Source organism: Arenicella sp. 4NH20-0111, assembly GCF_040366405.1.
GTDB lineage: Bacteria > Pseudomonadota > Gammaproteobacteria > Arenicellales > Arenicellaceae > Arenicella.
In genome coordinates this window covers 1-12,518 of sequence record NZ_BAABWF010000011.1, presented here as the reverse complement: position 1 = coordinate 12,518, position 12,518 = coordinate 1, and the positions used below count along the sequence as shown (strand labels likewise).

The 12,518-nt window shown below is 42.3% G+C and carries 11 protein-coding genes; all 11 read left to right on the top strand.

Features of this window, described 5'->3' with window-relative positions:
• The first annotated feature begins 145 nt into the window (after window positions 1–145).
• The 11 genes from ABWW54_RS17610 (at window position 146) to ABWW54_RS17560 (ending at window position 12,260) form a co-directional block, all read left to right on the top strand.
• On the top strand, window positions 146–412 hold the full coding sequence (locus ABWW54_RS17610; protein WP_353414175.1) for a hypothetical protein: 267 nt from the start codon (window positions 146–148) through the stop codon (window positions 410–412).
• A gap of 227 nt (window positions 413–639) precedes the next feature.
• Window positions 640–2,187, top strand: a complete 1,548-nt coding sequence (istA, locus tag ABWW54_RS17605) for an IS21 family transposase (RefSeq protein ID WP_353414173.1) — start codon at window positions 640–642, stop codon at window positions 2,185–2,187.
• Window positions 2,187–2,939: an IS21-like element helper ATPase IstB gene (istB, locus tag ABWW54_RS17600; protein WP_353414171.1), complete on the top strand. Its 753-nt coding sequence runs from the start codon at window positions 2,187–2,189 to the stop codon at window positions 2,937–2,939. Before istA ends, istB begins: the two co-directional genes overlap by 1 nt.
• Entirely contained in the window at window positions 2,932–3,822 is an 891-nt protein-coding gene (locus ABWW54_RS17595; protein WP_353414170.1) for a toprim domain-containing protein, read from the top strand. Before istB ends, ABWW54_RS17595 begins: the two co-directional genes overlap by 8 nt.
• The gene (locus ABWW54_RS17590) at window positions 3,822–4,772 is read left to right on the top strand and encodes a tyrosine-type recombinase/integrase (protein WP_353414169.1); all 951 of its coding nucleotides are present in this window, start codon (window positions 3,822–3,824) and stop codon (window positions 4,770–4,772) included. Before ABWW54_RS17595 ends, ABWW54_RS17590 begins: the two co-directional genes overlap by 1 nt.
• 191 nt (window positions 4,773–4,963) lie before the next feature.
• A complete protein-coding gene (locus ABWW54_RS17585) occupies window positions 4,964–6,136 on the top strand; it encodes an ABC-three component system protein (RefSeq protein ID WP_353414167.1) in 1,173 nt (390 codons plus the stop codon).
• A 2-nt stretch (window positions 6,137–6,138) separates the two neighbouring features.
• The gene (locus ABWW54_RS17580) at window positions 6,139–6,621 is read left to right on the top strand and encodes a three component ABC system middle component (RefSeq protein ID WP_353414165.1); all 483 of its coding nucleotides are present in this window, start codon (window positions 6,139–6,141) and stop codon (window positions 6,619–6,621) included.
• Complete coding sequence (locus ABWW54_RS17575) at window positions 6,621–8,558, top strand: DUF3732 domain-containing protein (RefSeq protein ID WP_353414163.1); 1,938 nt, start codon at window positions 6,621–6,623, stop codon at window positions 8,556–8,558. The genes ABWW54_RS17580 and ABWW54_RS17575 overlap by 1 nt, the downstream gene beginning before the upstream one ends.
• 112 nt (window positions 8,559–8,670) lie before the next feature.
• Window positions 8,671–9,789 carry a polymorphic toxin-type HINT domain-containing protein gene (locus ABWW54_RS17570; RefSeq protein ID WP_353414309.1) on the top strand — a complete coding sequence of 373 codons (1,119 nt, stop codon included), beginning with the start codon at window positions 8,671–8,673 and terminating at the stop codon, window positions 9,787–9,789.
• Window positions 9,790–9,867: 78 nt separating this feature from the next.
• On the top strand, window positions 9,868–10,698 hold the full coding sequence (locus ABWW54_RS17565; RefSeq protein WP_353414161.1) for a DUF5984 family protein: 831 nt from the start codon (window positions 9,868–9,870) through the stop codon (window positions 10,696–10,698).
• 1,277 nt (window positions 10,699–11,975) lie between these two features.
• The gene (locus tag ABWW54_RS17560) at window positions 11,976–12,260 is read left to right on the top strand and encodes a hypothetical protein (protein WP_353414159.1); all 285 of its coding nucleotides are present in this window, start codon (window positions 11,976–11,978) and stop codon (window positions 12,258–12,260) included.
• Window positions 12,261–12,518 lie beyond the last annotated feature (258 nt).

Here is a 12,518-nt window from a genome sequence, read left to right as displayed (position 1 = left end):
AAAATAAGTGTCCCACTTTATATCAAAACTGGTGCCTTGGGGGTAAAACCTTGACCCTTCCGCAATTTTGAGGAGCTGGATAGAATAAAAACATTAAGTTGTGATTTGTTTTATAACGTTCCAAACAGGTGCCGGTGAATAATTTATGAATGATTTTAGTGCGCTAGAAAAAACACTAGAAGCAGCTTTAGAGGAGGACCTTCTGAAGCTTTACGGGCCAGTTCTTTCGGGTGAGCATTTAACCAAATCTCTTGGATACGTCTCAACGGACGCGTTTAGAACATCGATTGCACGAAAAACAGTGCCTGTACCAATTTTTAGAATGGATGGTCGAAGAGGCTATTACGCATTAACGAAAGATGTTGCTCACTATCTTGCCAAAGCTAGATATGAAGGGCAATCAGGAGGATAAAACTATGTGATCAGATAAAAGGTTTGCCAAAAAACTGGGGCAATAAATGAAAAAGCCAGAAAAGAGCTGTCACTCTAATCTGGCCTGAGATATTACTGGAATACCTTTTCGACTTCTAGTATCCCTCAAAAAGCCTACTTCGTCAATGCTGATCGCACAATCGATCATGCGTTGTAGGCCGTTTATTGCCTCATTAAATTCAAAAATTAATGAGGAATACTCGAAAAATGAAACTTAAACAATCGCAGATGCGATATGCAGTTGAGCTCATATTGAGCACATCGCTATCGAACCGAAAGATCGCTAAAATGGTAGGGTTAGCGCCTAATACGATTAGGCGATATCGGCTTCTTTTGAAAGACAGTGGCCATAGCTTGGCTGACGTTAAAGAGATGGGTGATATGGAGATTCGGTCTCTATTGAAGGGTAAAGGTCTACCTGTTCCAGGTAAGCGATTGCCTGATTGGGACTTTATCTATGCGAAGATGCAGCGCAAGCATCAGGTCTTGACGGAACTTTGGGAAGATTACCGTTTAATTGACCCTGGCGACGCCTACTCCTACTCTCAGTTCACACACTATTTCCGACGGTTCTGCGCAAAACTCGATATAACCATGCGACAAACTCATATCGCTGGCGAGGTCGTATTCACGGACTTCTGTGGAAAACGCATACCGTATCGTTCGTTGAAAACTGGTCAAGAGCTAATGGCCGAAGTTTTCGTCGCTTGCATGGGCTGCTCGAATTATACATTTGCTTATGCAGTACCCAGCCAAAAGAGCATGCATTGGATTGAGGCACACAATGCGATGCTTCGATTTTATGGCGGGGTGCCTGAAGTTGAGGTGCCTGACAACTTGAAGTCGGCTGTCACTAAGGCTGGTAAGATTCCAGAGCTTAATCGCACCTTCAACGACTGGGCAATTCATTATGGCATTGTGATTATCCCTAGTCGTGTTCGAAAACCACAAGACAAATCGAAGGCGGAGAATGCAGTCCGGCTGATTACAATCTGGATTATCAACAAATTACAGCAAGAGACGTTTTTTAGCGTTGCTGAAATCAATGCCCGTATTGCCGAGCTGTTAGAGGCCTTCAATAATCGCTCGTTCAAACGGCTACCAGGTAACCGGTTAAGTCGGTTTAACGAATTCGATAAGCCAATGCTTAACCCTCTGCCAGCTCATTCATTCGAGTATGCTGAATGGATTAGTAAACAAAAGGTGGGGCCGGATTATCACGTCTACGTTGATAACCATGCTTACTCCGTGCCGTTTATGTTGGTAAGTGAAGATGTTGAGGCACGATTATCAGAAAAGGTAGTTGAGTTGTACTTCAATGGAAAACGTATTGCCATGCATGCCAGACAATTTCAGCCTGGGGGGCATACAACAAACCCTGAACACCGCCCTGACAAGCACAAAGCTTATGCTGAACAGACAGCCGATAAGTTTATTAAATGGAGTAAGGCAATTGGTCCAGCTGCAATGCAGACTGTATACGCTCAATTTGAGGGTAAGCCTGATTATAGCTATGTAGGGCGTAACGCATGCAGTCAATTGCAATCTTTAGCGAAGCAATATGGAGACGAGCGCTTTGAGCATGCCTGCTCTCGTGCGGCCGCAATACGGTCATTTACCGTTAAGAGTATTCGCTCTATTTTGCAGCGTAAGTTGGACTTGGCGGAGTTGGATGGCATACCACTTCAAGGTCAGTTACCCCTGCACCAAAATGTGCGCGGTTCTGAGTATTTTAAATTGGGGGGGCAAGCATAATGTCATACCAACAAAACCAAACGCTTCTGGCTGATTTGAGATTCTTAGGAATGGCCAGTCGCTATGAATGCATGCAGACTGACCCTAATATCGAAGAGCTATGTTTCGATGAACTATTAAGTCTGTTGATCGATGCTGAGGTCCATGATCGCAGGCAACGTAAGATACAGCGATTGCTGAGAGCCTCGAAGTTAAAGTATCCAACTGCATTTTTGGAAAACGTTGACTTCAAGGCGCGACGTGGGCTTGAGAAAAAGACTGTAGCTAATCTGAAAACCTGTAATTGGATAAAACGATATCAGCACATGATTATCGAAGGACCAACGGGTGTAGGCAAAACATGGCTGGCCTGTGCTTTTGGTCAAGCCGCGATTCGGCAAAGCATGCCTGTGTTGTATTGGCGGTTTCCTCGGCTAATAGAGGCACTAGAAATACGACTGGATGGTTCATTGCCGAATTTGCGCGCACGTATTGCGAAGTGTTCATTGCTCATTGTGGACGACTGGGCTATATGTCCAATGACCGTTAATGGACGTCGGGAACTCTTCGAGATATTCGAAGATAAGAACGAAGTAGGTTCTCTGTTAATAGCGTCGCAGCTGCCCGTTAGTGAATGGCATGACTACGTCAGTGAGCCGACGGTCGCTGATGCCATGATTGATCGTGTGGTTCATCGCTCACACTTGTTAAGTCTCAAGGGCGAATCGATGAGAAAGCTCAAACGAAGCGAGTTGGAGGTGGATAATGTTTAGCGGAGTTACCCCCTTAAATATCAAGGTTGCTGGCTATTCGCCCGCTTTACATCAGTCTAGCACCAACGGTAGAGAAAGTGCCGATGAGCTCCGTCCTGCTGATGATCTATATGCCTACGTTGAACATGCGTTTAATCACTACGAAGAAGTGCTGGTGAGTACACCCCGTATTTGGGATTGGTTTAAAGCTAGGAAAATTGATCTAACACACCCATTGATCAGTGAGTTTCGGCTTGGGTTTTCTGATCGGTCTTTGTGTAAAAATTATGGCAGAGACAAAGGGAGGCAGTCTGACCTTGTACGTGGAGCTTGGCAGCGCTTGGGAATATTAAAACCAAGTGGATATCAATATTTTCATGGTGATGTGGTTTTTCCATTCTTCGATGGAGATGATCGTATTGTTGGTGCTTACGGAAGGCGAGTTACCCCTGAAAACAGGTGCGATCAAATCTACCATCACCATTGGTTTCATGGGGAAGCCACGTTCTTTAACCGTCGAGTTCTTGAGCAATACAGTCAAATCGTATTGTGTAAAAGCCCATTGGAAGCGCTTGTGCTGATCAGTGCAGGAATCTCGAATGTGGTGTCTATCATGGGGTTGTTTAGTTTTGGACTTGCTCACATGGAAGAGCTGTATAAATACCAGCCGTCTGAAATCGTATTGGCGTTCGACAATTCAGACTCTGGTAATCATGTTGCGGGGATGCTGGCTCAATCTTTATCAGCAATGAGTCTTAAGTGCTATAGGCTCAATTTGCCGAGAAACCAAGACATAGGTGAGGTGGCTCAACGTGAGGACGATCTATATGAGGCCTTCAGTAAGCGCTTGAAAACAGCACTACCTTTTGATCAATCCTATGAAAACCGATTAGGAGAAGTGTAATGTGGCCGGCACCTGCAATAGTAACTATATCTGAGGCGGTGTCGTTTTACCTAGATGATTGTTTGGCGAAAGGGATGTCGCCGAACACCATCATCGTTAAACGACAGTCCTTGAGCCGATTTAACGAGTGGTGTGGGGCTCATGGTATAACGAGGCCACAAGAGATCAACCTCGAAGTAATGGAGGGCTTTCGCTTGTATTTGCATCACTACAAGAAACTATTAGATGGCGAACCGTTATCAATCAACAGTCAATATAAGTTTCTGACTGATTTAAAACTCTTCCTTCGTCGATTACATCGACGTCGTATTATCACCAATTCAGATTTTGAAGAATTTGAAATGCCGAGGTGCAAAAAGCGGCTACCGCGTTCTGTATTATCGTCAGAAGAGATTGAGCGTATTTTTGCTGTGGCTATGCTGCGCGGTGACCCTATAGGCATTCGGGATCGGGCGATTCTTGAATTGTTTTACGCAACGGCTATTCGCCGCTCCGAACTGGCTAGGTTAAAACTGTCTCACATCGACTTTGATAAGCAGGTGCTCATGATTGTAGAGGGGAAAGGGCTAAGGGATAGGCATTTGCCGGTCGCGTTGAGAGCCTGCGATCGAGTTCGAGCATATTTGCAGGAAGTGCGTCCTAAATTCCTCACTATCGAATCAAGAGAGGCTTTGTTTCTCCACGATAAGGGTTATCCGTTAAAAGCGGATCAGATTGGCCAGGCGGTAGGGAAGTACCGACGTAGAGCCGGTGTTGAAAAGCCAGGTGCCTGCCATTTGTTCAGACATGCTACAGCTACGTCGATGTTAAATGCAGGTGCTGATATCCGTTATGTACAGGAAATGCTGGGTCACGCTGATATTTCAACGACTCAGGTTTATACGCATGTAGCGATTAATCAATTGGAGAAGGTGTATCTCCGTACTCATCCAGCAGCGAAGGAGTGTTGAACGTTGAGGCTCTCAAAGAGGCAAAATATTCATAAATTATTGGAAGGCGCTAAACCTCAGGCAATCTGGTCGTTTGCCAGGGTACGTGTCGAGGTTCGGTAGTGGCGAATTTTGGTGTGTTGACATAATCAATTTTGTCTTGAATACTCAAACTCTCATTTTGGGGAGGCGTTCGTCATGGAGAAGTTAGAGTGAGTGTTCACAGTGCAGGATTTGCGAAACTTGGATATTTGTATCAAATTAGGTATGCACTTTATCGCGCGATTGAGGATACTGATGCCTATTTTATAAAGCTGGAATCATTGGACGATGTGGAAGTAAAAACAGATTCAGATACAGTTCTATTTCAGCTAAAACATCATGTTAATAAAATAAATCTTTCAGATAAGTCTGTCGACTTTTGGAAAAGTATAGGCATATGGTCCGGGCAGATATTAAATGAAGAGCTTGAGACAGAAGAATTCAAGTTTTTTCTTGTAACAACCGCTAAAGTTAAAGAAAAAACTATCGCCAGTAATTTGCTAAGAAGGATGCGCAACACGAACGTCGCTGTAGACTTGATGGATAGAGTTGCGGGTGAAATAGAAAACAATGATTTAGCGAAATCGGTTTCAAATTATTTAGCACTCAACCAACAACAGAAAATTCAGTTGTGTGATTCAATTACTATCCTGGCTGAAGAAGATAATGCTCAGGATATAACCGAAAAAATAAAACAACGGCTTGAATTATCTGTACAAACTGATTTTGTTGATGACCTATACAGCAAATTAGAAGGCTGGTGGTTTAACGAAGTCGTATCGCTTTTATTTGGTGATCGAGAGAAAATATGGCGAGACGAAGTCAGAGATAAAGTAATACAACTTTCTTATGCCTATCACCCTGATACGCTACCGATTGATTTTAGCGATGCGTATTTAGGCGAAGAACAGATAAATGACTTTATGGGCTATCAGTTTGTTAGACAGCTAAAAATTATAGGAGTTGGTACGGAAAGAATTCATAATGCGGTCCTGGATTACTATAAGGCTTACAATCAACGCACTAAATGGATAAAGGACGACTTATTAATTGAGTATGACATCACAAAATATGAGCAAAGGCTAAACGACGAGTGGAAACGTGTTCGGCTTTCAGTGCTCGATGAATTAGGTGAAGGTGGTGATCAGGAGTTGGAGAAAGCGGGAAGATCGATATTGAATTGGGTTGAAACAAAGGCTGATTTAAGAATAAGGCCAAGGGTTTCAGATAAGTTCGTGATGATAGGGAGTTACCACATGTTATCAAATGAAGCTGATCCTTCCATAGGTTGGCATCCTAATTTTTCAGATAAGTTAGCGCAGCTGTTAGAGACCGAAGCTTAGTTATGCGCGATAGATCAACCGAAACAACAAACCTGTTGAATCCTGCATTTTGTGGATTGGTTTACGCTTCAATTGTGAGCGGATATAACTCAAAGTCAAAGTCCCCGATTCCTTTTTATCTCCCATATGTTTTGATGCCGATCATATTGCATAGAGAGTCGAGGATGCTAATTCCCAAAAGCTCAATTACCAAATTTCATTCTTGGCTCCAGAATACAGAGGAAATAAAAGTCGGGCTCGCAGAGCGCGCGAGTGGTCTAAAACCTTTTGTATCGGAGGCAGCTATGTTTTTACATGGTCAAGGGCAAATCAACTCTGATTCAGAGTTAGGAATTAAGCTGGTTAAACAGAGCGCGTTGAATAGCGCCGCCAGAGACTTTCCTATGATCGGCGAGTATTTAAAGAAGGCCAGAACACTTGGTTCTATGTGCGGAAAAAATAACAGCGCTATATCTATAATGGCAGTTTTGGGGGTACAGCTTTAATGCAAATAAAAAATATCGTCTTGTATAACAATACAGGCGACTATAGGGAGATACTATTTAAGTTAAACTCTTTGAATATAATCACTGGTAAATCCAGAACTGGAAAGTCTGCGATTATTAATATCATCGACTATTGCCTTGGGCGTTCAACGTTCAATGTTTTCGATGGTGTGAATCGAGATGTTATTAGCTGGTATGCAGTCACCTATCAATTTAAAAATAAGCAAATTCTTGTAGCGAAGAAACCACCAAAGAATAGTTATACGTCAAATTCCGAATCGTGTATTTTGATAAGCGAAGACGTAGGTATACCTGAACTAGAAACCTTAACGGTCAACACAAATGATGAGGGAGTTAGAAACCAAATAGAACGAGAAATAGGTTTGTCCGAAAACTTAACATTCAGAACTGAAACTACAGAAACTGCATATAGGGCAAATTTAAAACATACAAAAAGCTTTCTATTTCAGGAACAAGGAGAGATAGCTAATAAGAAAATTCTGTTCCATCGTCAAGACGAGTCATTTTTAGACCAAGCTATAAAAGACACTTTCCCATTTTTTCTTGGTGCGATGGACAGTGAACGACTATCAAAGTTAAGCGTTTTAGGAGACAAAAAGAAGGAGCTTAAAAGGTTGAATTCAAATCTAAAGCAGCTTGAGAGCATCATTAACCAAAGCAACGATCGTGCAATACAGTTGCTTCATGAGGCGTCGAATTTTGGGTTAGTCGGTCAAGAGTTAATATCGAGCGAATTAGAGTTTGAGAAATGTGTGGGGCTTCTCGAACGATGCTCAACTTGGACTCCTAGTGAGATACAGAGGTACTCCAAAGATGAGCTTTACTTGCTTCAGAGCAATTTGACCGATCTTCGAAAAGAACAAGTTGAGTGTAATGAAAAAATCATGCAGGCGACACTATTTAAGAAGCATCGTAGTGCCCATGCCGAAAGCGTCGATGAACATAAGATAAGACTTTCTCCAATAGGTTTATTCGACCCGTCTAAGGAAGCGTCATGCCCAGTGTGTGGAAACCAAGAGCCAGAGTCAGCGACGCGTTTTATTCAAATAGAAGAGGCATTGAAAACGACTTCTGATCAGCTAGATGCTCTCAACCAAAGCAACCCTATGTTACAAGATTATATTAGTGACCTATCAACAAAGGAGAACGGTATACAGGTACAGATTGATGATCTCGAAGGTAAAATAACAGCAATTATTGACTCCCGAAAAGAAAACTTAGTAATTAAAGATAGAGAGGCTCATATCTCGCGCGTCCTGGGTCGTATTTCATTGTTTCTCGAAAGCGTTAAAGAGACCAAGCCGGATTCCAAATTACTTCAAAACATAGAGAACCTAAAACATGAGATAGGCGTGCTCGAAAGTGAATTAAATGCTGAATCTGTCCGTGACAGACTTCAGTCAGCACTTAATGTTGTCGGTGGTTATATGACTGAATACGCTAGAAATATGCAGTTAGAGTATTCTGATTCGCTCTATCGACTAGATATCCCTAGGCTTACAGTTTACGCAGATAGTCCCCAAGGGGGAGTTCCTATGTTGCGTCAGGGAAGTGGTGAAAACTGGCTTGGTTGTCATGTGATAACGTTACTCGCATTGCATAGATATTTTTCGGAGCAAAGATCTCCTGTTCCATCTTTTCTAATTCTTGATCAGCCTTCACAAGTCCATTTTCCAGACCTTTCTTCGTATAAACAACTGGAGGGTGAAATTGCTGAGTATGCTGATACAGATATGCAAGAGGTAATAAAATTATTTCGCCTTTTTTTTAGTTACTGTGAGGAAGCAAAAAATGGCTTCCAGATAATAGTCACTGAGCATGCAAACGTTGATAAGGATTGGTTTCAATCAGCGTTAGTGGAGGAGCCATGGAGAGGAAATAAAGCATTGATACCTTATGAATGGCTCCCCAATTAGCTGGGGTAGAGCTGAATCGAATAAGTATTTCTTAAAGCATAGCTCTGGCACAAGGTCTTAATCGAGTCTAAGCTTTTGTGGCTAATATGCTAATTTTAGGAGTAATAGGAACATAATTTGTGTCGTAGTCTATCGACACTACCTAAGAGCGAGGTATTACGACCAGAACGTGGGTCGTTTTACGCAGATGGATACGTGGATGGGGCGCAATCATGACCCGATCACTTTGCATAAGTACCTTTATGCCAACGTTGATCCAGCCAATATGGTAGACCCGACCGGGAATTTCTCTATTGGTAGTGTGAGCGTTGGTGGGAGTATTAGTGGAATATTGTCTACTATTAGTGTAGCCACTACCGCATTTGATATTTTCGGTGCTGCTACTGATGGTGATGGTCTGACCGCAAAAGAAGCGGGAATTATTTTCCTTACATCATTGAGCCCTGGAAAGTTTTTAAAGCTCTTTAAGAGAGGTTGCAACAGCTTTGATAGTGATACATTAGTTGCTACTGAAAACGGACTAAGACCAATTCATGAGGTTAAAATTGGGGATAAAGTTTGGGCTTACAACGATAAAACTGGCGAAAAGTCGCTTCAAGAAGTAACGCATCTAATTTTCGGTGAAGGCACCAAGGAGCTGATAGATATTACACTTGAAACCGGTGAGGTATTGACAGCGACTAATGAGCATCCGTTCTATGTTAATAATGAATGGGTTGATGCTAGCGATTTAGTTGAAGGTGATTATTTAGTTAGTATCGATGATAAAAGCATCGAAATAGAACAAGTTAAAAATTATCGAGAGAGTCGCGATGTCTACAACATAACTGTTGATAATGACCACACATATTATGTTGGTGTTAGCAAAGTTTTGAATCATAACGCTCAAAAGGTCTGCCCCATCAATGGTTTAATCTTAGGAGGGAAAAAGCCTGAGCTAGAGATTAATAACAAGCATGTTGGTGGACTGCGTAGTGGAGGAAAAGCTTCAGGGCTTCTTCCATTTGACCATGATCTAGCTTTTAGGCTAGCTCTTAAGGCAGAAAAACAGCCGAAAAAGTGGTATGCCAAGTCGACTGATGGTAAGTCAATATATATGTACACTGAGAGTAGAGGCAAAGCTCATTGGTCAGCAAGTACGACTGATGTAAAGTCTGCTTTAAAATTCAGTGACATTCCGCCAGCGATTAAACGGGCTCTAGGATTTAAAGATAGTGGTAAGTTGCAATAACCATTCAAGGTGCCTGTAATAGATGAACTCTCAGGTAAGATAACTAAGTAAATGTTGAAGATGTGCGAGCTAGAATAAATGGCATTGTTTGAATTTAAATTGAAGCCACTCGAAGAAATTATTCCGTGGGGTGAGGAAAATAATTTGTATTTGAGTTGGTTCGGACTTACTGATTCCAACTACTATATGAATGTTGGAAAGGAAAAGTTGTTTGAATACTCTACTGAGTTGTTACGATACTGGTCAAAAGATAATTCGAATGATGAAATTCATGTAAGCCCATATTTTGACTATCAAGTTAGTCGCCTCCATGAGGACTTGTTAGCTATTTTACCAAATGTGCTTCAAGAAATTCCTAAAGCATTATTTGATTGTATTGCGACAGTTGAAAAACAAAAAAATTGGGAGTACAGCTTAGCCTCATTTGCGGATTCTTATGAAAATGAGGATCCAGTGGAGGAGATGGATTTTTTTGATGCATATACACAGGCTACAGATTGGTTTCAATGTCGAAAACTAGCGGGAATTGGTGGTGGGCCAGATATATTGATTTTTAGGTTCGATGAGCAAGTGGTCATTCGTTGGGATAACTCTGACTATAGTCAGGATGGTATTGGTACCTGGTCTGCTTCATCTGGAGAGTTCTTGTTACCGGTTGAAAAATTTGTCGAAGAGGTACATTCATTTCACGACAAGTTGATGAAAGGAATGGAGGATAGAGTGTCATTAATTGCATCGAATGACGCCCTTTCAAACATTTCTATTGATAAGCAAGAATTAGCGCGGGAGCAAGAAGAAAGGTCGCATGCACTTAATGAAGCCATAGTGGAGAAAGCCGCAGTGCAAAGCTGGGATGAGGTATTGACTGCGTATGAGTCATTGCAAAAGGATCAAGGCCTGAGCATATAGGTTAATTCTTAAAATTTTGATTCACAACTCATTTATGATTTGTATGGGCAGTAGCACCGGTTCAGGTGGTCAGCCCTTTCCAGCGCCGTGTGCATTTTGGTGTAGCGCCTGCACTATTTCAATCCAGAATTTGCCCTCAAGAGTCTCGACGATGCCATCGTCGATGATTATTTGAGCCTTTTTCCGAGAGCACAAGACAGGGACGCCACTAGAGTTAGTAACTGACGTTAGCGCTTGATTGGTTGGGTCGACCCTAATTCTCAACGGCGTTAGATTTTCACCAAGATATAATGTAGTCCGCTTTGAGTGAACCTGAACCGGCTCGGTTATGGGCTTTTTTGAAAGGTCTAGATAGTAAAAGGCTAATTCACTGGGGCTAAATGCAGTAGTATTAACGCCTGCGTAAAGTGGAATAGCTCAACTTGCTGATCTATTCCGCTCAGGAGCAAAGCGCAGGCCCATAGCTGTTCGTACGCGCTTTCCATTCACGTACAACTTTTTTTGCATTGGCGACTACTGCTTTGTAGGTCATTGAATAGAAAAATCCATTTTGTACCCTCCGAATTCCGGCACTCTTACTACGAAGTCAATATCGCTAAAGTTTTTATTAAGAGTAAACCTACTATTTTAGGTGTCAGAAAGATACTACAGTCATTGCTTGGGTGTAATGATAGTAACATGTTTGATAGTCATTGCGCCTCCTCCAGATTATCCACTACTGGTGTATAAATTGAAGTTTCGACACAACCATCGGAGAAGGCCCATTAAATTTCATAACCATCAACATCCTTTCTATTGCGGTATCGATTTACACGCCTGCATGCTCTAGGTTTGCATTTCAGACGATCAGGGAGCCCTAGTTCACCAAAAAGTTAACATTGACTTAGTGCATTACTCGAATCACTAAAACCCTATCTCCGCAATATCGTTGTCGGTGACGCGTGTATGCAGTGCTGGTACTGGGGCTCTGATTTTTGTGAAGATCTCCACATTGACTTTATCATTGGCCATGCCTTGCACATGAAAGCCGTTCACTGCGGCAAAGCCAAGTCTGACCGGATCGACTCTTACAAAATCGCTATACTCATTCGTGGTGGCAACTTTCCCATCGGTTTACGCTATCCAAAACAACTCCGTGCCATGCGCGACTTATAGTGCGCTATACCAGTCAGCTTAAAGCCCACGTCTCGAACTCCAAATCGCGGTACAACCTCATCATCAAGAATGGTGATCTGTGTGGATCGAAGAGCCAAACCATACTTCGCAACGCCTTTCCTATGCCGTCTTTACAACACAGCATCGATATGGATCTCAATTTAATAGCCTTTCACACTAAGGAGTTAAGGCGTTTCGAACAGCTCATCTATAAAGAGCTTAAAAAGCATCAACTCACTAACCTTTATCTAGTTAAAACCGTCATCGGTATTGGCGACTTACTCGTCAGCCTCATCTTGTTAGAAATTGGCGATCTAGACCGATTGCCTCGGGCAATAGACCCAACATCTAACTGGACGGTGCTAACAATATTATTACCCATTAACATTTTAACACCTAGACTGTAATCTTTGGAGTAGCTAGAGCCAATGGGCTTGATTAGTCATTGGCAATTTGTGCATTCGATACAAAGTATTCGAAAGTGCCCATTCATAGCACTTAGCAAGATTGTTTGCACCCGAATTGACCCCGAGACTAAACGGCCTCGAGCCTACGACCTTGACTGGGGCTGCTAGGGTTAACTGATAAATGTCTAGTGACCCAGTTTATGATCCAGATGCCAATAGCAATAGGCTGCGGTGAATATCTTCTAAGAGATCCTCCAG

Bases quoted from the DNA above. Each gene is read 5' to 3' on its own strand.
- ABWW54_RS17610 (WP_353414175.1), top strand. From the start codon at position 146: ATGAATGATTTTAGTGCGCTAGAAAAAACACTAGAAGCAGCTTTAGAG.
- istA (WP_353414173.1), top strand. From the start codon at position 640: ATGAAACTTAAACAATCGCAGATGCGATATGCAGTTGAGCTCATATTG.
- istB (WP_353414171.1), top strand. From the start codon at position 2,187: ATGTCATACCAACAAAACCAAACGCTTCTGGCTGATTTGAGATTCTTA.
- ABWW54_RS17595 (WP_353414170.1), top strand. From the start codon at position 2,932: ATGTTTAGCGGAGTTACCCCCTTAAATATCAAGGTTGCTGGCTATTCG.
- ABWW54_RS17590 (WP_353414169.1), top strand. From the start codon at position 3,822: ATGTGGCCGGCACCTGCAATAGTAACTATATCTGAGGCGGTGTCGTTT.
- ABWW54_RS17580 (WP_353414165.1), top strand. From the start codon at position 6,139: ATGCGCGATAGATCAACCGAAACAACAAACCTGTTGAATCCTGCATTT.
- ABWW54_RS17575 (WP_353414163.1), top strand. From the start codon at position 6,621: ATGCAAATAAAAAATATCGTCTTGTATAACAATACAGGCGACTATAGG.
- ABWW54_RS17565 (WP_353414161.1), top strand. From the start codon at position 9,868: ATGGCATTGTTTGAATTTAAATTGAAGCCACTCGAAGAAATTATTCCG.
- ABWW54_RS17560 (WP_353414159.1), top strand. From the start codon at position 11,976: ATGCCGTCTTTACAACACAGCATCGATATGGATCTCAATTTAATAGCC.